Origin of the sequence: Aphanizomenon flos-aquae FACHB-1287 (assembly GCF_014698755.1) — a bacterium.
Lineage (GTDB): Bacteria > Cyanobacteriota > Cyanobacteriia > Cyanobacteriales > Nostocaceae > Dolichospermum > Dolichospermum flosaquae.
The window spans coordinates 1-25,322 of record NZ_JACJTO010000021.1; the positions used below are offsets into that span (position 1 = coordinate 1).

The following is a 25,322-nucleotide window of genomic DNA, read 5'->3' on the forward strand; positions in this document are numbered from 1 at the left end:
TGGGCTGACGTAATCAACCGCGCTAACTTAGGTATGGAAGTAATGCACGAGCGTAACGCTCACAACTTCCCTCTAGATTTGGCTGCTGCTGATGTTGCTCCTGTTGCTTTAAGTGCTCCTGCTATCAACGGTTAATAAGTCTAGTTAAATAAAAAACGCTCTCCACAGGGGGGCGTTTTTTTGTGTTCATTTTTCACATTCGCGTTTAGTCACATAATGACGATAGCGAAACATTGCTTCTAGCTGTGCTTGTACTAACCAACCACTCATAAATTCTACTCCATCACCACCAGGTATGGCATAAGTAATATTATCGGTTAATTTAGTTTTGCCGTTTTCTGATGTAAACTCATGACGATGTACCCAGGAATCAAAAGGTCCAGATATCTGTTCATCAGTAAACAGATGATACTTTTCATAGTCTGTGTGACGCGCTAACCAAGTTAAGGGTAAAATGCCCAGAAAAAGCCGAAATTCCGTAATTGCACCCGCTAAGAGTCCACCTTCACGTCTGACTACTTGTACTGGTTGCCAGGGTGGGGTGAGTATTTGCAATATGTCTGGTCTTTCGTGGAATTTCCAAACTACTTCTACTGGTGCGTTAATGATTGAAAAATGTTTAAAGTGCAACATGAACAAAAAAACCTAAAATTTAGCCTTTAGATTCAATATTTATAATTTTATAAGAAAATAGGCTGAAAACCCGAAATTTGACATCTAAAAACTCCTTAAAATCAGTATAATGAGAAAATGCACCAAATAGCAAAGCACTCCTGCCAGTAGTTCCCTAATTGAGGTATAAAAAAATTTTATAAACTTTTTGAAATTTACCCGTTTATAAATGATTTATTATGCAATAATAGGAGTTGAGAAGTAATTCGGTGGACTGCTTTTGTTTTTAGTATTGATAGGCCTTTTCCCTTTGGTATTTACAGACTTTTCTCCGAAATCTAAATCTCTACACTCTTATGATTTTGGAGAAAATCTATGTCAATTTATGTAGGCAACCTCTCTTATGAAGTTACCCAAGATGGTTTAAGCGAAATTTTCAAGGAATATGGAACTGTCAAGCGTGTACAGTTACCTACCGACCGAGAAACGGGTAAAGTTCGCGGTTTCGGTTTTGTGGAAATGGAATCAGATGCAGAAGAAGAAAAAGCCATTGAAGCCCTTGATGGCGCTGAATGGATGGGACGTGATTTAAAGGTCAATAAAGCTAAACCAAGAGAAGAACGTGGTTCTTTTGGTGGTGGTGGTGGGAACCGTGGTGGTGGCAGCTTCGGCGCACGTAATCGCTACTAGTATTCTAAGGTGGATAAATAATATCCCCATCTAGGACAATTAATTTTAACAGCAGTTCAGGAGTCAAAACCTGGGCTTTTTTAATGGGAAATTTTCTGATTAGGGTTGTCAGGAAAAAATAATGATCTAGAACTTAAAAGTCTTTAATAAATTATAGATATTATTGCTGATTTTGTGAAGAGGATTATGGCTAATACTGCTATGGAAATTTTTATAAAAGTGCTAAACAATTAACAGAATTATCAGGGAGTTTTAGTAATAATGTAATAGATATCAAGGATTTTATTTTTAATTTTTACTATTATGCGGTGATTGACTGGATAAATTTATTCGTTAATTCTGCAGAACTTCAGGGAATTTTCTAATTTGAATTTAATTTTAATTAAAAAGTGAGAATATTGCCGAATTAAGCAAGTAATTTAGGAATGATTTACTCCAGGTATAATGACAATTATAGTAAGTTATGAAATGGCAGTTATTAACACAAAAACAACGAGGAATAAACAGAGCATTTACTATAGCGATGTTTACGATTTTCAGTAGTATTATTTGCGTTTCTTGCAGTCATAATCAAGATGTTTTGGTGACAGAAAGAGCTACAACTACCCCAAATCCACGAATAGGGAAAACATCTAAAGCTGGGAAATTTTATGTTCAGGGACAAACTCAACACCTCAAAGGTAATTCCCAAGCGGCTATTGCTGCCTATAGTAAATCTATTGGTCTCAATCCTGAGTTTGCACCAGCTTTTAAAGGCCGAGGATTGGTTTATTTTGATATTGGTAATAAACAGGGTGCGATCGCAGATTATAATCAAGCATTGAATCTTAATAGTCAGGATGGGGAAGTATATAATAATCGTGCTAATGTTTTTGCTTCTATGGGAGAATATAAAAGAGCAATTGCAGATTATAATCAAGCAATTAGTATTGAGCCTAATTCTGCTGAATTTTATAATAATCGAGGTAATGCCCGTGCTAATCAAGGTGATAAGAATGGCGCATTAGAAGACTATACTCAATCAATTCGGATTAATCAAGAATATGCTATAGCTTATAATAATCGCGGTAATGCTTATGCCTTTAGAGGAGAACAACAGAAAGCAATATCAGATTATAATGAAGCCATTCGCATTAATTCTAAATTTGGTGCTGCTTATAATAATCGTGGTAATGCCTATTCTGCACTTGGTGATAAACGCGGTGCATTAAAAGATTTACAACAAGCAGCAGCGATTTTTGAAAAAGAGCGAAATAAGGACTTGTATCAACAAGTTATGAGAAATATTGAGGAATTAAGTAAATAAACTCGCAATGTCAGAATCAGGATTTTCGGGATTTGTAGGGTAATATTGTCCGCAATGTGTCAAAATACTATTGAAGCATGATCTAGGTTCTACCCTATCCAGTCCTAACTTATGAATGAACAGCGTCTACAGACATATTATCAGCTAGTTCAACAACTGCTTAGTTGTCCCCATGGTCAAGAAGCGGCTATATTACAAGCTAACAGGGAATTACTCGATGTTGATTTTTTACAAGTGGTGGTAGAGGTAGCAGCGACCTTTACCCAACAGGGAGAGGAAAATACTGCTAACTGGTTGCTGGGGTTAGCTTCTCAACTGAGTGAAGAGTTAGATATACCCCTAACCCCAGAACCAGAAACGCCGCTTAATCAAGCAAATTTTGATACCTATTTACAATTTTTATTAGAAGTATTACAAGCAACCGCAGAAAGTAAAGGTAATCGCCAGGTAGTTTACCCCTTACTCAAAGCGAATACAGATAAATTGAATCTGACTTTTGGCCAATTATTACAGGTTCGGGCAACGAAAACATTAGCGGAAGCAGAACCAGACGCAAAACAATTTTTCGCTGAAGTTATAGGTAATTTTAGTAATCTGATTCGAGAATTTCCTTTAGGTAATCAAGCCGATAACATCGAAATTGCTATCACTGGTTATGATATAGTTTCCTCAGTGTATACCCGCCCCACTTCCCCGAAAAATTGGGCAATGACGAAAAATAATTTGGGTAATGCCTACTTAAACAGAATCAGGGGAAATAAAGCCGATAACATTGAAATTGCGATCGCTGCTTATACTGATGCTTTAAAAGTCAGAACCCGCACTGATTTTCTTGTAGATTGGGCAACCACGCGAAATAATCTGGGGGCTGCCTACAGTGAGAGAATCAGGGGAGATATAGCCGATAACATTGAAATTGCTATCATTGCTTATACTGATGCTTTAAAAGTCAGAACCTGCACCGCTTTTCCTCAAAAAAGGGCAACCACGCAAAATAATTTGGGGATTGCCTACCGTAAGAGAATCAAGGGAGATAAAGCGGATAATCTGGAAAAGGCTATTGCTGCTTTTTCTGATGCCTTAGAATTTTATACCCGCACTGATGATTTTTCTCAAGATTGGGCAACGACGAAAAATAGTCTGGGGAATGCCTACCGTGAGAGAATCAGGGGAGATAAAGCGGATAATCTGGAAAAGGCTATTGCTGCTTTTTCTGATGCCTTAGAATTTTATACGCGCACCGATGATTTTTCTCAAGATTGGGCAACGACGAAAAATAATCTGGGGGCTGCCTACAGTGAGAGAATCAGGGGAGATAAAGCGGATAATCTGGAAAAAGCTATTGCTGCTTATACTGATGCTTTAGAAGTCAGAACCCGCAACGCTTGTCCTGAAAAATGGGCAGAGACGCAAAATAATCTGGGGCTTGTCTACAGCAACAGAATCAGGGGAGATAAAACCGAGAATCTGGAAGAGTCCATTAAGGCTATCAATGCTTATACTAATGCTTTAGAGGTTTATACCCACACAGATTTTCCTCAACATAACGCCCAAATTTTATCAAGTTTAGGTATTGCTTACCAAGAATCACAACAGTTAGATTCAGCTTACGATACCTTTAAATCTGCCATTGGCATTTTTGAAGATTTGCGCGGTGAAATTATTTCTGGAGAAGAAAGTAAACGCAAACAAGCGGAAGAATCGAATAAACTTTTTATACGCATGGTGCAAGTTTGTTTAGCATTGGGTAGAGAAACAGAAGCTATTGAATATATTGAACGCAGTAAAACTCGCAATTTAGTAGAAGAAATCCTTAACCGTGACTTAAAAACCATCTTCCCTCTTGCGGTTGTTACCCAGCTAGAACAACTGCGAGATGAAATAGCGAGTAAACAGAATTTACTGCAAACTGGAAAGGTTAAAAATACTACATTTTCATGGCAACATCTCCAGAAATTACGACAACAACGGCAACAATTACAAGATACACATTTACCCATTGATTATAAGTTTAATTTCGCGTCATTAGAGAAAATAGTTGATAATGATACAGGAATAATTGAATGGTATATTACTTTTGATAAAATTCTCGCTTTTGTGATTCAACCAGGAGGTAAAGAAATCAAAATTTGGGAATCTTCATCAGTAGAAAGAGAAGCTTTATTTGATTGGGCTAATGAATATGTAGGTAACTATAGAGATAGAGAACAAAAACAAGTATGGAAAAATCAGTTAGAACAACAGTTACAAAAGTTAGCGTCAATCCTACACATTGAGGAAATTTTAGATAAAATACCTCCACAATGTGAAAAACTGATTTTGATTCCTCATCAATTTTTACACCTTTTCCCTCTCCATGCTTTACCCGTTAGAAATTCCTATTTAATGGATTTATTTCCTCAAGGTGTGGGTTATGTACCCAGTCTGCAAATATTACAACAAATTCAACTCCGTCAACGTGATGATTTTAAATCTTTATTTGCTATCCAAACACCCACAGAAGATTTATATGGAAAAGACTTAGGTGCAGTTGCAGCAATTAAAAAGCAGTTTAGTAATGGTGATATTTTAAAACAAGATAAAGCTAAAGAATCAGCAATTATTCCAAATAATGAAAATTTGACGAAAGCCAATAATCTCTTTTTCTTTTGTCATGGTTATTTCAATGCTAATATTCCTCTCAATTCGGGTTTAAAATTAGCGGATAAAATTCTCACTTTAGCGGATATCATCACTCATATTAAATTAGAAAACTGTCGTTTAGTTACTCTGGCTGCTTGCGAAACTGGCATGATAGATGGTACAAATATTAGTGATGAATATATTGGTTTACCTAATGGTTTTCTGTTAGCCGGTAGCACCAATATAGTTGGTAGTTTATGGACTGTTAGTACAATAGCTACGGCTTTATTAATGATAAAATTTTACGAAGAATTAAAGCATCAAAATAATATTGTCTTAGCTTTGCAAAATTCCCAAAGATGGTTAAGAGATACAAATATTTTAGGGTTTAGAAAATGGCTACCACAATCAAATCTGGATGAAGATTGGCAAGATGAATTAAATGATTACTTTTCAAAGGAGGAACAAGAACAAGGAAGTAACGTCAAAATATTCGCATCACCTTTTTGTTGGTCAGCTTTTTGTGCAATTGGTAAAGGAGTTTAAACAATGTCTGCCTATCAAAGAACAATCCAAGCTTTTGTTAAATTAATAGAATCTGAATCTAGTTTATTTTCTAGAGAAGACTGGGATAATTTAGATAAATTAGCCAGTAATTTACCAGAAGATTCACAAGAAATATCTACCGAAATTAGAAATTGGTTAAAATTAGAATCACGTTCTCAAATTAAACAAGCATTTGATAAAAAAAGGCAAGAAATTCCTTCTGAATTAACCAAGTCCGAGAATACATTGGGTCTAGGTGGTGCTAAATGGCCAACACCAGCAAACGAACCTAGTGAATCTTCTAAAGAACTGATTCAAAATGCTATAAAATTAAATTCATCTTTATCTGATGATAAAAAATCCCAACCAAAACCGTGAAAAATTTTAGTATTACTCTCCATGCTTTCCATTTGCGACATACTCTTGCACATACACCTGATCAAGTTTTAGAAAATGCCCATCTTTTGTGGGATAATCTTTCTAATTTGGGTGTATCTTCATTTCCTGCTACCAGTTTAAAAGATTTAAAATCTCAATTAATTTGTTATAAAAATGGTAAATATGAACCCCAACAAGAAGTAGGAAGAAAAAACGAATGGTTAACTCATTCCAGAGATTTAGTAGATTTAGGAAGTTTCCCAACTACAGACGGATTTAAAATTAATGGTAATTTACAACCATTGTTACTTAATGATACTTATGCAGTTGATTTAACTTTGCTTCCAGAGTCAGCAAATATTGATATTAATGTACTGCAAATCCAACGTTTTAAACCTAGTTGTTTTTTACCTTCCCAAATTCAAGCATCTTTAGGACAAACTTTATGGATTTGTGGAGAAGTTGACGTAAATGAAGACTGTAATTTATTAGCTGAAAAAATCGCTAATGCTTTAGTTGCTGATACAAACTTAAATCCTGTTTCTACTCACTCAGGACAATTATTCAATAGTTTACTCTTTATCTACCAAGCAAATGATCCCAATGAACCAAATAATCCTGTTAAACAATGTCAGATTTTGATCCTTTTAAATAATCAACAAGCTAACACAGTCCAATTTATTGGAGATCCTTATCAGTGGTTATTAAATTTATTATGCTGTTATCAGAAAATTCTCTTTGTTAATTACCAAGCAAGTCAAAGTCACCAAAAGGCGAGAACAATTTATAGTTATTTAGAGAAGAAAATTCAAGATTTTCAAACTTTAATATCTAACCCAAAAACACAGATATCTGATTTAAAGAAACTATTATCAGAAATTCCCCAAAAAAGCTTTGATTATACCCGATGTTTGCAAGATTTACAAATTCATAATACATCCATTCAGACAAATTTTAAAAATTACCGAATTTGCTTAAATAAAATTACAGCCATAAATAATCAAACAAGTCCCCAATTCTGGCAAGATTTCCTAGATAAAGAATGTAAAAAATTGCAAGAACAAATTCAAACTGATATTAACTATCTCACCCCAGGACAGGAATTATTTGGGCAATTTGTTGATACAATTCGTGGTATAGTGGAAATAGAACAAGCTAAAAGCGATCGCTCTTTAGAAAGAACAGTACAAATATTAGGTATAGGTTTGGGTGGAGGTGCGATAGTTTCCGGTGTGATAGTTCAACACATTGATAAAATCAATCTACCTTTATTACCAATAATACCAAAAAATCCCTTTTCGGCCTCATTAATTTTAAGCATAATTGCTACCTTGGTATGGACTCTTCTTATTTGGTTAATTATTGATCGCTATCCTCGCAAATGACTAACAAAACCATTCCCACAGGCTACCTCCGTAAAGTCCATCATATCGCTTTTAATGTCCAAAATATGGCAGCATCTCGCCATTTTTATGGTCATATTTTAGGCTTACACGAACTTACAGGGGACGAAATACCACAAACATTAATAGAACTTGTCAATGCTGGTAAAGTTGCTAATTTCATCACTCCCGACGGTACAATTATAGACCTATTTGGAGAACCAGAATTATTACCACCAAATCCAGATCCTAGTAAATCCTTTACCAGAGCATATCATTTAGCCTTTGATATTGCTCCCGAATTATTTGACCAAGCATTAGCAGTAATTAAAGAAAATAATTTAGTCATTGCTTATGGTCCTATTTTCCGTCCCACTGGTAGAGGAGTGTACTTTTATGATCCTGATGGGTTTATGATTGAAATTCGTTGTGATCCCCATTAAATGAGATAATAGGAAATACCAATAATTAAATTATATTTGTGACATCTGAAACAAAGCTAAAAATGTACATTCCCAAACCAAACGAGGTTGAGCATAACAAAGTAAATGTTTCCGAGTTTTTTCTAATTGTTGAATAATTTTCGGTTCATGTATTTGTTGCCAATAGTATTGTTGTAAATAATCAATTAACCATAATTGCGCTTCTGTATCTAATTCCTTATCAATTTTCTTACCTAATTCTAAAGCATGACGGTAAGATGTTGGCTTTTTTTTCACTTGAGCTATAAACTCACTAGGAATAGTTTGCAATTGTTGGTAAGATGAAATCGCATTTCCTGGACTACCTGCGGCTATATTCAAAACTTCTGGATATTCCAAAATCTCTGTATTTCCTGTTTGTGTCAATACCTGAGTCATAGCACCATTATCCAACCGATAAAAAGGGATTTTTTGACAACGAGATACTAAAGTTGGTAACACAGATTCTGGGGAATGAGCAATTAAAATTAATGTCGCTTTTCCTGGTTCTTCTAAAGTTTTTAATAACGCATTAGCCGCAGATTCTGCCATTGTTTCTGCTTGTTCTAATACTATAACATTTCTCGTGGCTTCCAATGGTGGACGGGAAAGAAATTGTGTAATTTCTCGAATTTGTTCCAACCGAATGACCGGAGGTGCTTTGCGTTTAACTCCTTTTTCCGCTGCTTCTGCTGGGGTCAGTCTTTGTCCTTGATATTGATAAGTTGGTTCTACCCATAATAAAGCTGGATGATTTCTTTGCTGAATACGATTATGTAAAATGGGAATTTGCTCAGGTTTTATAGAACTAGAAAAAAGTAATTCAATAAAACATTTTGCTGCCAAACTTCTACCCACACCATCAGCACCTACAAACATATAAGCTGGTGCAACTCGATGTTGTTTAACAGATTGAGTTAATAATTCTACCGCTTGCGGTTGTCCGATTAATGACGAAAACATAATTATGAAAACAGGCGTTTCTGTAAAATTTCCTGTATATTTTTTTGAACAATATCTTGACTATAATTACCATCTATTTTCACAATTCGGGAGGGATTAGATACCGCCAATTCTGTATATCCCTGCTGTACCCGACGATGAAAATCCATAGTTTCCTGTTCAATTCTATCCAATTTAGTTTGTCCACGTTTGCGCGATAAACCCACCTCCACATCTACATCTAACCAAATAGTTATATCACTTTTTAAACCCCCAGTAGCAATCTGATTCAGATTATTAATTAAACTCATATCTAAACCTCTACCATAACCTTGATAAGCTATGGTAGAATCAGTATAGCGATCACACAAAATAAATTTACCTGTAGCTAAATTCGGTTTTAATTCCTCTTCAATATGTTGCGCCCTATCTGCAGCATACAATAACAGTTCCGTAACTTCCCCTACTGGCTTACTTAGTGACTTCTCCAATAATAACGCCCGCAAATCCTTTCCTAACTCTGTCCCCCCCGGTTCACGAGTCAGCAGCACCGATATATTTAAACTTTCCAACCACTGAAAACACAGTTGCATCTGAGTAGTTTTACCACAACCTTCTACCCCTTCAAAGACAATTAATTTACCACTCATATTGTTAAATTTTGTAAATACTGATTTTTTAGACATCCCTATTTATATAAACCTGATCACGAAAAGCCTGAAAAGAGGCAATTTTATTATACTCAAAACGGCTAGAAGCTGGACTTTTTTATCATACGAAAAAAAGGTTCAAAGCCCCTTCCCGTTCCAGGGAGAGGTTTGGAAAGGGGTTTCATATTTGGTTAAACTATGAACCGTTTACAGTATAATACATATAATGTTAAATTTGTCTAGTATATAAGTTCTATTTATGATGTATTTCGTTTTAAGAACTTACTAATATCACCATTATATAAATGAATTATAGAAACAATCATTTGTTTAACTTTCAAAGGATTATTATTACATAAATTACATAAATCATACTTTTCTTGATCAGTTCCCCATAGTGGTTGTGATTCTATCAGAAACAAGGCTATTTCTAAGGAATTAGACAACTTTAAAGAACGTACTGATAATAGCCAATATTCCAAAAAAATGAACTCTTGATATTGTTCTCGACTGGTGAAAATCACACAACTTTGATGATAGGTTTCAGCAAGTATTTTGATGAATTGCATATATTTTAGATGATCAATATCTACATGATCCAAAATAATCAGACAACGATGAGTACGCAAATAATAGATAATTTGATTAATATTGAGTTGATTTTCTTTGTTATGGGAGAACAAAGATAGTAAGTCAGTCATCATACTATCAAAACATGGAACTGTCGGTACTGAACGCCAAAAAACGTAATCAAATTGATCCTGAATTTGTCTTGCTAGTTGAGTAGCTAAAGTTGTTTTCCCAACTCCACCGATACCGAATAATCCTAGCAAGCGACAACCATCTTGTAAAATCCATGACTGCAATTGTGTCAGTTCTTGGCTATATCCGTAAAATGCTGAAATATCAATTGCAGTTCCCCAGTCTAGGAATTGATTTAAATTTGGTTTTCTTTTTCGTGCGTATGGAGCGGGGGTAGATATTACTTCAGCACTGGTAGTAATTTCTCGCCAGTCTAGATTTAATTTGCGACACAGTTCTTCAAAGGTTGCATAACTCACGGGTTTACCAGTCAGGAAGTTGCTAACTGTAGCTAAGGACAAGCCAGCAGAACGGGCTAAAGCTCTTTGATTGGAGTAGCCATTGCGTGTAAGTGCCATATTAACTGTTTCAATAAAGTCAAAACTTACTTTTAGTGACTTTGGCATATATAAATAATTTAGTAGTAACAATAATCCAGTTTTTCCGGAAGATTTGGCTAGATTTCAGATGTTATAGGTGATATCTTTTCATGATCAGCGCACTATAAAAATACCTCTTTAGATAGGTGACAATGATTGTTTTGTTTTTTGGTGTCAAAATTACCTCTCAAGACAGATGAAGTCATATTAACTTAAATGAAGTCAGTGCGGAAGTTAATACAGTATTGGGTAGATTAGGAGAGTCAGGTACTTCATAAAATAACGGAAGGTTATGTTTATGCCAAGCTCTACTAAAACAGTCGTTTTCATTGATTCAAATATTCAAGATTATCAAAATCTAGTTAATCAAGTTAAACCTGGTACACTGTTGTTTCTTGTCAATAGCAACGATGATATTCAGCAAATCACTCAGAATCTATCAGGACTGACAAACATTGATAGCCTTCAGATTATTTCTCAAGGGTCAGAAGGCAGTTTGTCACTTGGTTCAATCGTCCTCAACTCCGCAACCCTCAGCCGTTACACATCAAAATGGGGTCAATCTCTCACCGCCACAGGAGATATTCTGTTATATGGTTCCAATGTTACTCAGGGTTCAGCAGGTAAAACTTTTGTCCAGCAAATTAGTCAGTTAACCGGGGCAGATGTAGCTGCATCTGATGACTTGACTGGGAATACGGCATCAGGTGGAGACTGGGTGTTAGAATACACTACTGGATTGATTGAGGCATCTCCAGTGCTAGAAATTCCATCCATCACCTCGAACGGAAATAGTCAAGATACCGTAGGAAAATATCGAACTGCGAAACCAGCTTATGCCAGTAATAAACTGATTGTTAAATTCAATGACACAATCAATATCGCCCAAGCCAATGAGATTAAAAACACCTTAGGATTAGTCAAGACAGAGACCATTAAGCTGACTGGGGCTCAAATATGGACGTTATCTGGAAAAACCTCTGTAGAAACTGCCCTAGCTACATATAAAAATAGTCCCACATTCGAGTACATTGAGCCAGATTATATTGTCACCACAGCAGCCACATTCCCCAATGACCCAGGCTTTCCTCAACTATGGGGACTGCATAACACAGGTCAAGGTGGCGGTACTCCTGATGCAGATATTGATGCTCCTGAAGCCTGGGATATCCAAACAGGCAATCCCAACCTGGTCATAGGAGTGATTGATACAGGAGTTGATTATAACCACCCTGATCTAGTAGGCAACATTTGGACTAATTCAGGAGAAATCGCCAATGATGGCATAGATAACGATAATAACGGATATATAGACGATATTCGCGGCTGGGACTTTGCCTATAATGACAACAACCCCATGGATGTGGACGGACATGGCACCCACGTTTCAGGAACTATTGCTGGTAAAGGTAATAACGGCGTTGGTGTGACAGGGGTGGCCTGGAATGCCAAGATTATGCCTCTGAAGTTTTTGGACGACACTGGTTCAGGTTCTACTTCCGGTGCCATTTCAGCAATTAACTATGCCACAGCCAAGGGCGTGAAACTGACCAACAACTCCTGGGGAGGTGGAGGCTATAGCCAAGCCTTGTATGATGCCATTAATGCCGCCGGACAACAGGGAGCTTTATTCATTGCGGCAGCGGGTAATGACTCTATTAACACTGACACATTACCCCACTATCCCTCCAGCTATAACCTAGATAATATTATCTCTGTTGCTTCCACCACAAACACTGATGGCCTGTCTTCCTTCTCCAACTATGGATTGACCAGTGTGGATTTAGGCGCACCAGGTTCAGGCATTTATAGCACTATTCCAAATGGTGGCTACGGTCTTAAAAGTGGCACATCAATGGCCAGTCCCCACGTTGCTGGGGCTGCGGCTTTAGTCTGGTCTCAAAATCCGACTTGGACCGCACAGCAGGTTAAGAATACCTTGATGAACACCGGCGACTCGATTGCTGCCCTAGCAGGGAAAACGGTTTCTGGTAAACGCCTCAATGTCTATAATGCCTTAGTATCATCTAGTCTTCCTTCTGTAACTGTTGGTGTAAGTCCTACTACTGTCCAAGAGGATGGAATCACGAATTTAGTCTATACCTTTACTCGTACTTCTCTCAATTTAAGCTCACCTCTGACAGTAAATTTTGGTGCAAGCGGAACCGCAAATGCGGTGCTAGTTGGGTCAGATCCAGTAGATTATAGTGTTATCACCAATGGCAGTGTTACCTTTAATCCGACGACGAAACTGGGAACTGTCACCTTTGCTGCTAATGCCACAACTGCAACGGTTGTGGTTGATCCGATTGCTGATACATTAGCAGAAATTCAGAATGAGACGGTAAACATAACAGTTAATTCCGGCACGGGTTATATCAGTGGTTCTCCGGGTGCAGCAACTGGAACTATTGTTTCGGAAGAAACTTTACCAATTTTTACCAACCCTAATAATATTAGCATTCCCAGTTCTGGTGCAAGTAATCCCTATCCTTCAATCATCAATGTCTCAGGATTAACTGGTAACATTACGAGCCTCAAAGTCACATTAACGAATCTTAGTCACACCTGGCCTGATGACATTGATGTGCTGTTAGTTAGTCCGACTGGTGGGAAAGCCATCTTGATGTCTGACGTGGGTGGTAGCAGTGGTTTAGCGAACGTGACCTTGACTTTCGATCCCACAGCTACTGCTAACCTGCCTGATGCCAACCAGATTACCAGTGGTAGCTATAAGCCAACAGATTTTGAATCTGGAGACTTATTTAACTCTCCAGCCCCCGTTGGTCCTTACGGTACAGACTTTTCCGTCTTTAACAATACCAACCCCAACGGGAATTGGACTCTCTACGTTATGGATGACTTGGGTGGTGATTCGGGAAGTATTGCGGGTGGTTGGTCGCTCTTAATTGGAACTTCTACTACTCCCACTTTACCTGTAATCACCGTTGCTGCCACAGATGCAGACGCGGCTGAAACCCTGCTAGGAACAACACTAAATCCCGGACAATACACATTAACCCGGACAGGTGCTACCACCAGCAGCTTAACAGTTAACGTTGCCTTGACCGGAACAGCCACCAATGGTACAGATTACACAACTATTCCTACTACTGTCACCTTTGCCGCAGGTTCTAGCACAGCCTTAGTCAACCTGAACGTTATTGATGACACCTTGGTAGAAGGAACAGAAACTGCCATCCTCACCGTCACATCAGGAACAGGCTACACTGTCGGAACTGTTGCTAGTGCCACAGTCAATATTGCTGATAATGATCCTCCACAAGTCTCAGTAGTAGCCACAGATGCAGATGCTGCCGAAACTGTACTAGGAACAACACCAAATCCTGGACAATACACATTAACCCGGACTGGTGATGTCACTGGTAGCTTAACAGTTAACGTTGCCTTGAGTGGAACAGCCACCAATGGTACAGATTACACAACCATTCCTACTATTGTCACCTTTGTCGCAGGTTCTAGCACAGCCTTAGTTGACCTGAACGTTACTGATGACACCTTGGTAGAAGGAACAGAAACTGCCATCCTCACCGTTACATCGGGAACAGGCTACACTGTCGGCACATCAGCTAGTGCCATAGTCAATATTGCTGATAATGATTTACCCACAATCACAGTAGTAGCCACAGATGCAAATGCAGATGCTGCCGAAACCCTACTAGGAACAACACCAAATCCTGGACAATACACATTAACCCGGACAGGTGCTACCACCAGCAGCTTAACAGTTAACGTTGCCTTGAGTGGAACAGCCACCAATGGTACAGATTACACAACCATTCCTAATGCTGTTACCTTTGCCGCAAATTCTAGCACAGCCTTAGTTGACCTGAACGTTACTGATGACACGCTTGTAGAAGCAGCAGAAACAGCTATCCTCACCGTCACATCAGGAACAGGCTACACAGTTGGAACTGCTGCTAGTGCCACAGTCAATATTGCTGATAATGATTTACCCGTTAATCCCATTATTATTGACCTGAGTACTAACCAAACGGTAGTCGAAGGCATCACCAGTCCCCAAAATGTCACTTATACTGTTACTTTGTCTGGTGACAGCACTGAAACCGTTACTGTTCAATATGCCACTGTTAACAATACGGCCATAGCAGGGTCGGACTATACTACCACTAGCGGAACTCTAACCTTTGATCCGGGTGTTACTAGTCAAGACATCATTATTCCCATTCTCAATGACTCTCTTAACGAAGCACAGGAAACCTTTAATCTTACCTTGTCTTCTCCTACCAATGCCCAATTGGGTACAGCAACTGTAACTACAACTATAAGCGATACCCTCACAGCTGCCGTTACTACCACCCTAGCAACGAATGTAGAAAACCTCACCCTGACAGGAACAACAGCAATTAACGGTATTGGTAATGCCGGCAATAACGTCCTTATCGGTAACAGCGCTAATAACACCCTCACAGGTAACGCCGGTAATGATACTCTCAATGGTAACGCTGGTAATGACAATCTTATTAGTGGTGATGGTAATGATCTCTTGTTTGGTGGTGCTGGTAATGACACTCTTACTGGTGGTACTGGTGATGACACTCTTAACGGAAGTGCTGGTAATGATATCCTCACCGGAGGAGTTGGAAAAGATAGCCTAACTGGAGGGTTGGGAGTAGACCGTTTTGACTACCGCGTTTTAACTAATTCTCTTCTGAGTAACTTTGATGTCGTTACCGACTTCAATGCTAATGCTAGTAATGATTTATTCCTTGTTTCCACTGCTCGCAGCGTATTTTCTAATGTCGGATCTGTGGCAACACTTGATACAGCCGGGATTGCAGCTAAGTTAACTGCTGCTGCTTTTACAGTTAATTCTGCGGCTCAATTTACCTTTGGTAGCCGTACCTTTGTTGCTATTAACAACGCTACCGCAGGATTTGGTGCAACTACTGATGCCATCATTGAGGTGACAGGTTTAACTGGTACTTTAGGACTCAATAACTTTACAACTACCTTAGTGTAGCTTCTGGTATTATGTAGATGAACGACGTTGTAGAGATGTTTCATGAAACATCTCTACATTAACATTAAACCATCCTGTAATTGATGCAATATGTAAGAATTTAGTAGCACTAAACCCCTTAACGGGTGACAAGTTACATATCCTTTCTTTGTCAATTTGTCAATAGTAAATTTTTACTATCGCTCAAATTAGATCATTTCTGAGCAAATCATGGCTAAAATTGTTCAAGGAATAGCTATTAATTTTGTAAAGTTTTGTATTAACCTGGGAAATTAATTTCTGAAACCACTGTCAATAAAGGGTTTGAGACTAACATCTTTTGAAAGATCCAAAATTGACAACAATAACCCGATTATGAAATTCTCTGAAATTATAGCAAATCGCGGAAAGTATTGCAACCTCGTTGATAACTAGAAAATATTCTCAATTAATTATTAAGAAAATCTAAAGGCAAATTGCTAAAAGTTATAAATATCAAAAGTATTATTGATTTTCTATAATTTAAGCTTATCATACAGCTATTATGAATAATATAAGTAGGTCGACATTATAAAACCAAACTGTGTAAAGAAAAGTAAAGTTGCCCAAAACCTCTTCCCTATTCCCTTGTCATAACGACAATTTTTAACGCCAACCTACTTAGTGCAAAATTAATAATGATATCGGCAAGAAATAATAGTTACATAGACATCATCAACAGCATAAACCAAAGGATTTGTATCATCAATTCGCCGTGACCAAAATCCGGCTAAATTTTCCTTGAGAAGCTCTGGTTTACCAATACCCTCAAAAGGCATCCGCATCGTCTCCTCAATCAACTTATTGATTCTTTTGAGAGTCTTTTGATCTTGCCCTTGCCAGTAAAGATAATTACCCCAAGCCTCATCAGTCCAAGCCAACATTCTACTCATTTAACAAATCTCGCTGCACCACTTTCCCCTGCTTAAATTGAGCAATGGAACGTTCTAAATGGGCTGCATTTGCCGGAGACTTCAATAAATGCACAGTCTCCATGAGACTATTAAAAAACTCCAGGGACATCACCACCGTATCATCAGCATCCCGTCTAGTGATAATTGTATAGTCGGCATCTGCCGTCACCTGGTCTAAAACCGTTTTCAGACTATTTCTGGCCTCGCTAAAAGAGATAATTTTCATTGGCGGAGAACCTGTACTGTTTATTGTACAAGTATAGCAGGTTTGGGCAAATTGTACAATCCCCAGACGTTTATGTAGTATTTTGTCTTCCTAAAAGAGCCGCACCCATATATGATATTTATTGCCTCGAATAGTGTATAATCAAGGAAAAATTCACTAAGGGCATATATAATTATGAATACATTAGAAAAATTAGAACTGTTGAGTGAAAACTGTAGCGACAACACAGAATTAGATAGAATTATTGGACAACTTTTAAATGTAATTTTAACCCGTTATCGTCAAAAACTCGCTATGTATAACTTAGATATAGATAAATTTCAGAAAAAATATCAACTAACTTCTGAAAAATTTTTAGAACAATTTAACTCAGGAAATTTAGGAGATGAAATGGATTTTTTTGAGCGGTTCGGCTTATGGGAACTACGCAAAGATATTTTAAAAAAAATCCATAAATTAGAACAAGCTTTATGAAAAATGTTAGAAATGCCGAAATTAAATTCTCAGGATTGGTAATTATTTCTCGTACCTGATTTGATAACTTAGAATCATTTTCCAAACCCCTACCCATATTTAGACGTTCACTCTATAATATCAGTGCGAATATCACTTTTCTAGCAATTTGTCAATAGTAAATTTTTACTATCTCTCAAATTAGATCATTTCTGAGCAAATTCATGGCTAAAATTGTTCAAGGAATAGCTATTAATTTTGTAAAGTTTTGTATTAGCCTGGGAAATTAATTTCTGAAACTACTGTCCATAAAGGGTTTGAGACTAACATCTTTTGAAAGATCCAAAATTGACAACAATAACCCAATTATGAAATTCTCTGAAATTATAGCAAATCGCGGAAAGTATTGCAACCTCGTTGGTAAATAGAAAATATTCTCAATTAATTATTAAGAAAATCTAAAGGCAAATTGCTAAAAGTTATAAATATCAAAAGTATTATTGATTTTCTATAATTTAAGCTTATCATAAAGCCATTATGAATAATATATCTGATAAATAGCATTTAGGATAAAACTAAGAGCATATTATTAGATTATAATTGTGCTATCTCTCTTTTACACAAACCCTAAATCTACCTAGATTACCAGCTTGGACAATTGAAGATAGTATCATATATACTCGTTTTGCTGGATTACGCGCGAGGAAATAAGTGAAAGTTTTAGTTATCGGGAATGGGGGACGGGAACACGCTCTAGCGTGGAAACTGCTGCAATCCAAAAAAATCAACAAGCTTGTCTGTGTACCAGGTAATGGTGGTACTGCAACTATGCCCGGTTGTGAAAACTTGCCCTTAGCAGTGGATGATTTTGCTGGTATTAGCGAATATGCGGTAAATAATGATATTCCTCTAGTAATTGTTGGACCAGAAGTACCTTTAGCTCAGGGAATTACCGATTATCTGCAAAATCAAGGCTTAATGGTATTTGGTCCAAATAAGGAAGGGGCGCAAATAGAAGCAAGTAAAGCCTGGGCTAAAGCATTAATGACAGAAGCCGGAGTTCCCACTGCTAAATCTGCGGTATTTACAGAAGCAGCCCCAGCAAAAGCTTACATTCAATCTGAGGGCGCACCCATTGTCATAAAAGCCGATGGTTTAGCTGCTGGTAAAGGTGTCACAGTTGCCGAAACCATTGCCCAAGCTGAAGCAGCAATTGAGGCAATTTTTCAAGGACAATTTGGATCTGCTGGTAGTTCCGTTGTCATTGAAGAATGTTTAGTCGGGCAAGAAGTATCTATTTTAGCTCTCACTGATGGTTTAACCATTCGTCCATTATTACCTGCTCAAGATCATAAGCGGGTTGGCGAAGGTGATACAGGAGAAAATACAGGAGGCATGGGTGCTTATGCTCCTGCACCAATAGCGACACCGCAGTTAATGGCACGGGTACAAACAGAAGTATTAGAAAGAACTATTCACGCCTTACAGGCTAGGGGCATTGACTACCGAGGCATTTTGTATGCGGGGTTAATGATTTCACCAGATGGGGATTTTCGGGTTTTAGAATTTAACTGTCGCTTTGGTGATCCAGAAACCCAAGTAATTTTACCAATGCTAGAAACACCTTTGGAAGACCTGATCTTGGCTTGTATAGAACAGCGGTTAGAAGATATGCCGCCAATTGCTTGGAAACAGGGGGCTGCGGCCACAGTGGTGGCGGCTTCTGGTGGTTATCCGGGAGAATATGCCAAAGGCAAGGTAATTACTGGTCTGGCTGCTGCGGAGACTGCGGGGGCGACGGTGTTTCATGCGGGGACAAAGTTAAATGCCGCCCAAGAAGTTGTGACAGATGGTGGTAGGGTGTTAAATGTGACTGGTTTGGGTGAGAATTTTCAGGAAGCTTTAGCTCAAGCTTATGCAGGTATTGAAAATATTCAATTTGCTCAGATGTATTATCGCCGAGATATTGGTTATCGGGTTTTAGGCTGATTTTTGGGTACATGAGTTAGATTTTCTACTCACGCAGAGGCACAGAGGCGCGAAGGAATCTTAACCCTTGCTCCCTCCTCCCTCTTCGGGGTCTGTCGGCTCTTTTATGTTTCTTGTATCCCAGTCCTCCCCGCAAATTGCTAAAAGTTTGTATGCTGAATCTATAAGGTTCTTTATAGTTTTTAATTAAAAGCGGTGCAAGAAGATTTTCGATTAATTGTTGATTTGGTTTCGGTGTTTGCTGTTGCAGCTTGCGGTGGACTACTAGCAGCATTGTTAAAACAACCTGTTTTGCTTGGATATATCATCGGTGGTATGGTTGTTGGTCCGACTGGATTGGGACTAATTAAAGAACTTGTCCAGGTAGAAACCCTAGCTCAGTTTGGGGTAGCGTTTTTGTTATTTGCTTTAGGTGTGGAGTTTTCTTTAACGGAACTCAAAAAGGTTAAAGCGATCGCTCTGGGAGGTGGTACTTTACAAATTATCCTCACTATTCTCGTCACTGTCTTTGTATGTGGTGTTACGGGTGCTTGGGGAACTTTACCCGCTAAGGGTGTATTTTTGGGTGCGATTTTGTCTTTGTCTTCCACCGCAGTGGTTCTCAAATGCTTGATGGAACGCAATGAAACGGAAACACCCCACGGACAGGTAATGCTAGGGATTTTGGTAGTCCAGGACTTGGCACTGGGATTAATGTTAGCCGTATTACCAGCCCTCCATCAACCAGGAGAAGCCATTGGTATTGCTGTGGTCATGGCATTGATTAAAATTGGGTTATTTGCGGCTGGTGCGGTTGTAGCGGGGATTTGGTTAATTCCCCCTTTACTGAGATTATTAGCCAGCACGGAAAGCAAGGAGTTATTTTTATTAGGTGTTGTTACGATCTGTTTAGGAATTGCTCTGCTGACAGAATATTTAGGGCTATCTATTGAAATGGGCGCATTTGTCGCCGGCTTGATGATTTCTGAGGTAGAATATGCTGATGAAACTTTGACTATTGTTGAACCTTTGCGGGATATATTTGCCAGTTTATTTTTTGCCGCTATTGGGATGTTAATTGATCCATTATTTTTGTGGCAAAATCTGGAGTTAATTCTCGGATTAGTGGCTTTAGTTTTTGTGGGTAAGTTTTTAATTATTACTCCTTTAGTTAGACTATTTCGTTACCCTTTAAAAACAGCTTTAATTGTCGGTTTGGGATTAGCACAAATTGGGGAATTTTCCTTTGTTTTAGCCAGTGAAGGGCAAGCTTTAGGTTTGGTTTCTCGACGGATATATTTATTAATTCTAGGAACTACGGCTGTTACTTTAATGTTAACTCCCTTTGTCCTACGATTATTACCTTTCTTATTCGATTTTGCAGAATCTATTCCTTGGCTAAAACCCTATTTAGTAAATGATCAAGCTCTTGATTTATCGGCAGATTTACCACAGAAAAATCACATAGTAGTTTGTGGTTATGGCCGCATTGGTCAAAATTTGGTGAAATTATTACAGCAATATCAATTACCTGTCGTGGTAATTGACCAATCAGAAAGTCGTATTCAGCAGTTACGGGAAGCAGGTATACCCTATGTTTATGGCAATTCTGTCAGTCTTCATGTATTAGAAACTGCTGGGGTAAATCACGCTCAAGGTATGGCTATTGCTCTTCCAGATCCGGCAAGTATTCGACTGTGTTTAAAACGGGCTTTGGAACTATGTCCAGAATTAGATACAGTTGTCCGTGCTACCCAAGATAAAAATATTGAAGTGCTTTATCAATTAGGAGCAAAGGAAGTAATACAACCCGAATTTGAAGCTAGTTTAGAAATGGCAAATCATCTATTAATTGGTGTGGGTTTATTACCAGATTTGGTACAACAGAAAATGCAAGAAATTCGCCAAAATCATTATTTAGATTTACGTCCTGAACCTTCTCCTGCTGAAGTTTCTCAGTATTTACAAAAAGTTACTCGTGATCTGAATCGTCGTTGGTATGATTTACCAGCAAATTCACCTTTTATTGGGATGACTTTAGAAGAAGTGAATATGCGTTATTTAACCGGGGTGAGTTTAATGGCTATTCGTCGTGCTGATGATGAAGAAATAGATTATCCTCATAATCAAACTACATTACTTTTAGGCGATCGCTTATTAGTGGTAGGATCAAATCAGGAACTTAATGCTTTAATCGCCTTTGCTGAGGGTAAAATCACTATTAAGTAGTTAAGTAGGTTATCATTGAAAATTGTTGTTATCGCAAGGCAAGAGTAAAGAAGTTTCCAACAATTTTACGTTTCTTTACATAGTTTGGTTTTATTGTGTTGACGTGACTTACAAAGTTTTTTAGTTTTAGGGAACAGGGAACAGTGAATAAATTGGTGTGTACTTCATTTAGATATGCAGCGTTCAAAATTTAATCATGAAACTCTTGTAGTGTGGGCATCTTGCCCTTTAGATATGTACCTCATAATACCAGAAAGTGCTGTATGATAAGTAAGCTAACCCAAGCAGTTCGCTTTTTGGTATAATCAAGGTGTACTCAGTTACCCACTTATAAATCAAGACCCTTGGTATTAAAAATTATCATCGGGTAACACCAACGCTCTAATCAGAGCAAAGTAAATTTCCATCTATGTAAATTGCTTAAATGTTGATTCTATTCCCCAATAAAAATGACTAAATCCAGTTTAGGATCATGGAGTCAGCGGTTGCTGTCTGCGATTTTTTTAGGTGGACAAGTTATATTTCACCTCCTCCAAGGTAAAATTCACCGACGTAACACCCTAGAACAACTGGCAATAGTTGGACCAGACTCCTTCTTTATTGCTTTATTAACAGCCATATTTGTCGGTGCAGTATTTACAATTCAGGTAGCACGGGAGTTTATCAACTTTGGGGCGGGAAACCTCGTTGGTGGCGTGTTAGCAGTAGCATTAACTAGAGAACTGACCCCAGTATTAACAGCAGTAGTTTTAGCAGGACGAGTAGGTTCGGCTTTTGCTGCAGAAATTGGCACAATGAAAGTTACAGAACAAATAGATGCTCTGTTAATGTTAAAAACAGATCCTATTGATTATCTAGTCATTCCCCGGCTTCTGGCCTGTCTGATCATGCTACCGATTTTAACCTTGCTATGCTTAGTCACAGGAATGTCTGGAGGGTTACTCATAGCCACCCGTATTTATAATCTTTCAGATACAGTATTTCTAGATTCAGCCCGTGACTTTCTCGATATCTGGGATATTTCTAGTTCGATGATTAAGGCCTGTTGCTTTGGTGTACTTATCGCCATTATTGGCTGTAGTTGGGGCTTAACAACCACTGGCGGGGCTAAAGGTGTGGGACAATCAACAACAACGGCTGTAGTTACTGCCTTATTGGTGATATTTATTAGCAACTTCTTTCTGTCTTGGGTGATGTTTCAATGACCAGGTAGTGAATTTACACCAGGACAGTAATTGAAAGGTCAAAAGAAATAATAACGAATTGTCAGGAGTAAAAGATTTTGAATAGTTCATTAACACCTAACACCACCTCAACAGTAGAATTAAAGCCTAGTTATAATATTCCTGTTGTCTTAGTCCTGGTCGCTATTCCCGTACTGTTGATACAACCTTGGCTAGGATGTATATTGACACTATTGGGTTTATTTTTGATGTTGCAAGCTGTAACATTGCGATTTCAATTTACCGCTACAGATTTTGATCTTTACAGAGGAGAAAAATTAATTCGGCGTTTTCCCTACCAAGAATGGCAAAATTGGCGGATATTCTGGAATCAAGTTCCCATTTTGTTCTATTTTAAGGAAGTTAACAGTATTCACTTTTTGCCCATTTTATTTGACCCCAAAACCTTAAAATCTTGTTTAGAAGAACGTTGTCCACGGGTTGATTAGGTTTTGTCCCCAATTTTATATTTTGGGAAAGATATTTTTTGGATGATGGAAAATTTATATTGTTGTTTATGAACCCAGAGGAATCTCAAAACCCAAAACCAATAGATGAGCAACTCCCTACAGATCAACTACCAAAAACCCCATCTGCTGATTTAGAATCAGAGGTGGAAGGGTCTACACAGGTAGTTACCATTGCAACAGAATCGCAACATTCTATACATGAGTCGAAATTAACGGAAACAATGCCTTTAGAAGCGGTAAATTCATTATATACAGAACCAGAGCAAAAAGTAAGCCAATTACAGCAAAAGTCAGCAGAGTTAAAAGCGGAAGTTGCCCAATTGGAAATTACATATCAAACCCTTCAGGCGCAAATAAGTGTAACTCAAGCTACAATTTCCCAAGTTGTTCAAGAGTCATTATCACAGTTAGAACAACGCAAACAAGCTTTACAAATCTCTGTAGAACAACTCGAACGCCGTCAAGAACGAATTCGTAATGAAATGCGGACAACCTTTGCGGGGACATCTCAAGATATAGCAATTCGAGTACAGGGTTTTAAGGACTATCTCACGGGTAGTTTACAGGATTTGGCCTCAGCCGCGGAACAAATGCAGCTTGTACAACCTGTGAAAGAACGTGAAAGGTCAGCACCGAAAGAAGTAAAACCCGTTAAAGAACAATTAGAAGCTCCCCAACTTGGACAACAACAGTTTCAAGATACGACTAAAAAAATCCGCCGCTTGCTTGACCAATATCGCAATCAACCAGATTATTATGGACCACCCTGGCAATTACGCCGCACTTTTGAACCGATTCACGGGGAAAAAATCTCCAGTTGGTTATTTACTTTAGGTGGACGCGGTGCTTTACGGACAATGGGTAGCCGCTTACAAAATATTTTAATTGCTTCTTCGGCAATTTCTATATTACATGAACTATACGGCGATCGCTTACGAACTTTGATTTTAGCTAATACACCGGAACGTTTAGGCGAATGGCGACGCGGTTTACAAGATTGTTTGGGTATTGGTCGTCCTGATTTTGGACCGGATAGGGGTGTGGTATTATTTGAAGCATCAACAGCATTAGCACAAAAGGCAGAAAGATTAGTTAAAGCCAATCAAATGCCTTTAATTATTATTGATGATTCTGAAGAACAAATTAGTTTGGCTTTGCTACAATTCCCTCTCTGGCTGGCTTTTGCTCCTGATCCAAAAACTATAAAAGATCGAGATTTTGATGATAATTTTTAATTGGTTAGTGGTCAGTAGTCAGTGGTCAGTGGCACAACAACGAACAACGGACAACGAACAACAGACAACGAACAACGAACAACTAGATTATGTGGTTAACTTTGTGTGGAGTGATAGTTTTATTAGCTTACATTTTTGGTTCTTTTCCAACTGGATATATAGCAGGTAAGCTATTAAAAGGAATTGATATTCGAGAGGTTGGTTCTGGTTCAACAGGTGCAACTAATGTTTTACGAACCTTGGGTAAAGTTCCCGGTGCATTTGTGTTATTAATTGATGCTTTAAAAGGAGTATTAGCAATAAATTTAGTTTATGCTTTATTTAATATTCCTTATGTTCAGAATCTAATACCAACAACTGTAAATATACAAACTTGGCAACCTTATTTAGTAACTTTAGCTGGTTTAGCTGCCCTTTTAGGACATAGTAAATCCATCTTTCTCGGCTTTACAGGTGGTAAATCTGTGGCTACCGGTGTGGGGATTTTGTTAGCTATAAATTGGCAAATGGGATTATCAACATTAGGAGTTTTTGCCGTCGTAATTGCTATTTCTAGAATTGTGTCTTTAAGTTCTATTGCTGGGGCTGTGGCTGTGCCTATTTTTATGGTAATTTTTCATCAACCTTTAGCCTACATTATTCTGGGCATAGCTGGAGGTTTATATGTAATTATCCGTCACAGCAGTAATATTAAAAGATTAATCGCAGGTACAGAACCGAAAATTGGCCAGAAAGTGGAAACACAAACAGAAGAAAATAACAGAATTCGGGTTGACTGTTAATTGTTCCCTCGCAAAAAAATCTTTCAGCA

20 protein-coding genes and 3 pseudogenes are annotated in these 25,322 nt (G+C 38.0%); 17 read left to right on the top strand and 6 right to left on the bottom strand.

Annotation, left to right across the window (positions count from 1 at the left end; translation table 11 throughout):
* Nucleotides 1-135, top strand: a pseudogene (locus H6G44_RS11435) (photosystem II q(b) protein); the annotation flags it as partial.
* Nucleotides 136-186: 51 nt separating this feature from the next.
* On the opposite strand, the gene H6G44_RS11440 reads toward H6G44_RS11435, so the two are convergent.
* Nucleotides 187-633: an SRPBCC family protein gene (locus H6G44_RS11440; protein WP_190386649.1), complete on the bottom strand. Its 447-nt coding sequence runs from the start codon at nt 631-633 to the stop codon at nt 187-189.
* A 354-nt stretch (nt 634-987) separates the two neighbouring features.
* Between H6G44_RS11440 and H6G44_RS11445 the strand changes: the two genes are divergently transcribed.
* From H6G44_RS11445 to H6G44_RS11470, 6 genes are all read left to right on the top strand, one after another.
* Entirely contained in the window at nt 988-1,302 is a 315-nt protein-coding gene (locus H6G44_RS11445; protein ID WP_190386648.1) for an RNA recognition motif domain-containing protein, read from the top strand.
* Nucleotides 1,303-1,765: 463 nt separating this feature from the next.
* Nucleotides 1,766-2,608: a tetratricopeptide repeat protein gene (locus H6G44_RS11450; protein ID WP_190386647.1), complete on the top strand. Its 843-nt coding sequence runs from the start codon at nt 1,766-1,768 to the stop codon at nt 2,606-2,608.
* A 111-nt stretch (nt 2,609-2,719) separates the two neighbouring features.
* On the top strand, nt 2,720-5,776 hold the full coding sequence (locus H6G44_RS11455) for a CHAT domain-containing protein (protein WP_190386646.1): 3,057 nt from the start codon (nt 2,720-2,722) through the stop codon (nt 5,774-5,776).
* A 3-nt stretch (nt 5,777-5,779) separates the two neighbouring features.
* On the top strand, nt 5,780-6,154 hold the full coding sequence (locus H6G44_RS11460) for a hypothetical protein (protein ID WP_190383048.1): 375 nt from the start codon (nt 5,780-5,782) through the stop codon (nt 6,152-6,154).
* A complete protein-coding gene (locus H6G44_RS11465; RefSeq protein ID WP_190386645.1) occupies nt 6,151-7,539 on the top strand; it encodes a hypothetical protein in 1,389 nt (462 codons plus the stop codon). The genes H6G44_RS11460 and H6G44_RS11465 overlap by 4 nt, the downstream gene beginning before the upstream one ends.
* Nucleotides 7,536-7,979 (top strand): VOC family protein, encoded by a 444-nt coding sequence (locus H6G44_RS11470; protein ID WP_190386644.1) that lies wholly within the window; start codon nt 7,536-7,538, stop codon nt 7,977-7,979. The genes H6G44_RS11465 and H6G44_RS11470 overlap by 4 nt, the downstream gene beginning before the upstream one ends.
* 30 nt (nt 7,980-8,009) lie before the next feature.
* Here the strand turns inward: H6G44_RS11470 and H6G44_RS11475 are convergent, their stop codons facing one another.
* The 3 genes from H6G44_RS11475 to H6G44_RS11485 all read right to left on the bottom strand — a co-directional run bounded on the left by H6G44_RS11475 (nt 8,010) and on the right by H6G44_RS11485 (nt 10,749).
* The gene (locus H6G44_RS11475; protein WP_190386643.1) at nt 8,010-8,960 is read right to left on the bottom strand and encodes a DNA polymerase III subunit delta'; all 951 of its coding nucleotides are present in this window, start codon (nt 8,958-8,960) and stop codon (nt 8,010-8,012) included.
* A 2-nt stretch (nt 8,961-8,962) separates the two neighbouring features.
* Nucleotides 8,963-9,589, bottom strand: a complete 627-nt coding sequence (gene tmk / locus H6G44_RS11480) for a dTMP kinase (protein WP_190386642.1) — start codon at nt 9,587-9,589, stop codon at nt 8,963-8,965.
* A 257-nt stretch (nt 9,590-9,846) separates the two neighbouring features.
* Complete coding sequence (locus tag H6G44_RS11485; protein WP_190386641.1) at nt 9,847-10,749, bottom strand: helix-turn-helix domain-containing protein; 903 nt, start codon at nt 10,747-10,749, stop codon at nt 9,847-9,849.
* 319 nt (nt 10,750-11,068) lie between these two features.
* Here H6G44_RS11485 and H6G44_RS20735 point away from each other — a divergent pair.
* The 3 genes and pseudogenes from H6G44_RS20735 to H6G44_RS20745 all read left to right on the top strand — a co-directional run.
* Nucleotides 11,069-12,712: pseudogene (locus tag H6G44_RS20735) on the top strand (S8 family serine peptidase); the annotation flags it as partial.
* Between the two features lie 1,092 nt (nt 12,713-13,804).
* Nucleotides 13,805-15,064, top strand: a pseudogene (locus tag H6G44_RS20740) (Calx-beta domain-containing protein); the annotation flags it as partial.
* Nucleotides 15,050-15,775, top strand: a complete 726-nt coding sequence (locus tag H6G44_RS20745) for a bluetail domain-containing putative surface protein (RefSeq protein ID WP_390802822.1) — start codon at nt 15,050-15,052, stop codon at nt 15,773-15,775. The pseudogene H6G44_RS20740 and the gene H6G44_RS20745, both read left to right, overlap by 15 nt.
* Nucleotides 15,776-16,425: 650 nt before the next feature.
* On the opposite strand, the gene H6G44_RS11495 is transcribed toward H6G44_RS20745, so the two are convergent.
* Both H6G44_RS11495 and H6G44_RS11500 read right to left on the bottom strand, forming a co-directional pair.
* A complete protein-coding gene (locus H6G44_RS11495) occupies nt 16,426-16,686 on the bottom strand; it encodes a Txe/YoeB family addiction module toxin (RefSeq protein ID WP_190386640.1) in 261 nt (86 codons plus the stop codon).
* A complete protein-coding gene (locus H6G44_RS11500; RefSeq protein WP_015081214.1) occupies nt 16,679-16,933 on the bottom strand; it encodes a type II toxin-antitoxin system Phd/YefM family antitoxin in 255 nt (84 codons plus the stop codon). The genes H6G44_RS11495 and H6G44_RS11500 overlap by 8 nt, the downstream gene beginning before the upstream one ends.
* Before the next feature lie 174 nt (nt 16,934-17,107).
* On the opposite strand from H6G44_RS11500, the gene H6G44_RS11505 reads away from it, so the two are divergent.
* The 7 genes from H6G44_RS11505 (at nt 17,108) to plsY (ending at nt 25,293) form a co-directional block, all read left to right on the top strand.
* On the top strand, nt 17,108-17,407 hold the full coding sequence (locus tag H6G44_RS11505) for a hypothetical protein (RefSeq protein WP_190386639.1): 300 nt from the start codon (nt 17,108-17,110) through the stop codon (nt 17,405-17,407).
* Nucleotides 17,408-18,097: 690 nt separating this feature from the next.
* Nucleotides 18,098-19,375, top strand: coding sequence for a phosphoribosylamine--glycine ligase (gene purD, locus H6G44_RS11510; protein WP_190386638.1), 1,278 nt, complete (start codon nt 18,098-18,100; stop codon nt 19,373-19,375).
* A 195-nt stretch (nt 19,376-19,570) separates the two neighbouring features.
* A complete protein-coding gene (locus tag H6G44_RS11515) occupies nt 19,571-21,583 on the top strand; it encodes a cation:proton antiporter domain-containing protein (RefSeq protein ID WP_190386637.1) in 2,013 nt (670 codons plus the stop codon).
* Nucleotides 21,584-22,032: 449 nt separating this feature from the next.
* Nucleotides 22,033-22,788 carry an MlaE family lipid ABC transporter permease subunit gene (locus H6G44_RS11520; protein ID WP_190386636.1) on the top strand — a complete coding sequence of 252 codons (756 nt, stop codon included), beginning with the start codon at nt 22,033-22,035 and terminating at the stop codon, nt 22,786-22,788.
* Between the two features lie 77 nt (nt 22,789-22,865).
* The gene (locus H6G44_RS11525) at nt 22,866-23,255 is read left to right on the top strand and encodes a DUF3119 family protein (RefSeq protein WP_190386635.1); all 390 of its coding nucleotides are present in this window, start codon (nt 22,866-22,868) and stop codon (nt 23,253-23,255) included.
* 68 nt (nt 23,256-23,323) lie between these two features.
* A complete protein-coding gene (locus H6G44_RS11530; protein ID WP_190386634.1) occupies nt 23,324-24,511 on the top strand; it encodes a DUF3086 domain-containing protein in 1,188 nt (395 codons plus the stop codon).
* A gap of 89 nt (nt 24,512-24,600) precedes the next feature.
* Nucleotides 24,601-25,293, top strand: coding sequence for a glycerol-3-phosphate 1-O-acyltransferase PlsY (gene plsY / locus H6G44_RS11535; RefSeq protein WP_190386633.1), 693 nt, complete (start codon nt 24,601-24,603; stop codon nt 25,291-25,293).
* Nucleotides 25,294-25,322: the final 29 nt, after the last annotated feature.

What these genes read in the sequence shown, in the direction of transcription:
- H6G44_RS11440 (WP_190386649.1), bottom strand. Translation starts at nt 633, where the DNA reads ATGTTGCACTTTAAACATTTTTCAATCATTAACGCACCAGTAGAAGTA.
- H6G44_RS11445 (WP_190386648.1), top strand. Translation starts at nt 988, where the DNA reads ATGTCAATTTATGTAGGCAACCTCTCTTATGAAGTTACCCAAGATGGT.
- H6G44_RS11450 (WP_190386647.1), top strand. Translation starts at nt 1,766, where the DNA reads ATGAAATGGCAGTTATTAACACAAAAACAACGAGGAATAAACAGAGCA.
- H6G44_RS11455 (WP_190386646.1), top strand. Translation starts at nt 2,720, where the DNA reads ATGAATGAACAGCGTCTACAGACATATTATCAGCTAGTTCAACAACTG.
- H6G44_RS11460 (WP_190383048.1), top strand. Translation starts at nt 5,780, where the DNA reads ATGTCTGCCTATCAAAGAACAATCCAAGCTTTTGTTAAATTAATAGAA.
- H6G44_RS11470 (WP_190386644.1), top strand. Translation starts at nt 7,536, where the DNA reads ATGACTAACAAAACCATTCCCACAGGCTACCTCCGTAAAGTCCATCAT.
- H6G44_RS11475 (WP_190386643.1), bottom strand. Translation starts at nt 8,960, where the DNA reads ATGTTTTCGTCATTAATCGGACAACCGCAAGCGGTAGAATTATTAACT.
- tmk (WP_190386642.1), bottom strand. Translation starts at nt 9,589, where the DNA reads ATGAGTGGTAAATTAATTGTCTTTGAAGGGGTAGAAGGTTGTGGTAAA.
- H6G44_RS11485 (WP_190386641.1), bottom strand. Translation starts at nt 10,749, where the DNA reads ATGGCACTTACACGCAATGGCTACTCCAATCAAAGAGCTTTAGCCCGT.
- H6G44_RS11495 (WP_190386640.1), bottom strand. Translation starts at nt 16,686, where the DNA reads ATGAGTAGAATGTTGGCTTGGACTGATGAGGCTTGGGGTAATTATCTT.
- H6G44_RS11500 (WP_015081214.1), bottom strand. Translation starts at nt 16,933, where the DNA reads ATGAAAATTATCTCTTTTAGCGAGGCCAGAAATAGTCTGAAAACGGTT.
- H6G44_RS11505 (WP_190386639.1), top strand. Translation starts at nt 17,108, where the DNA reads ATGAATACATTAGAAAAATTAGAACTGTTGAGTGAAAACTGTAGCGAC.
- H6G44_RS11520 (WP_190386636.1), top strand. Translation starts at nt 22,033, where the DNA reads ATGACTAAATCCAGTTTAGGATCATGGAGTCAGCGGTTGCTGTCTGCG.
- H6G44_RS11530 (WP_190386634.1), top strand. Translation starts at nt 23,324, where the DNA reads ATGAACCCAGAGGAATCTCAAAACCCAAAACCAATAGATGAGCAACTC.
- plsY (WP_190386633.1), top strand. Translation starts at nt 24,601, where the DNA reads ATGTGGTTAACTTTGTGTGGAGTGATAGTTTTATTAGCTTACATTTTT.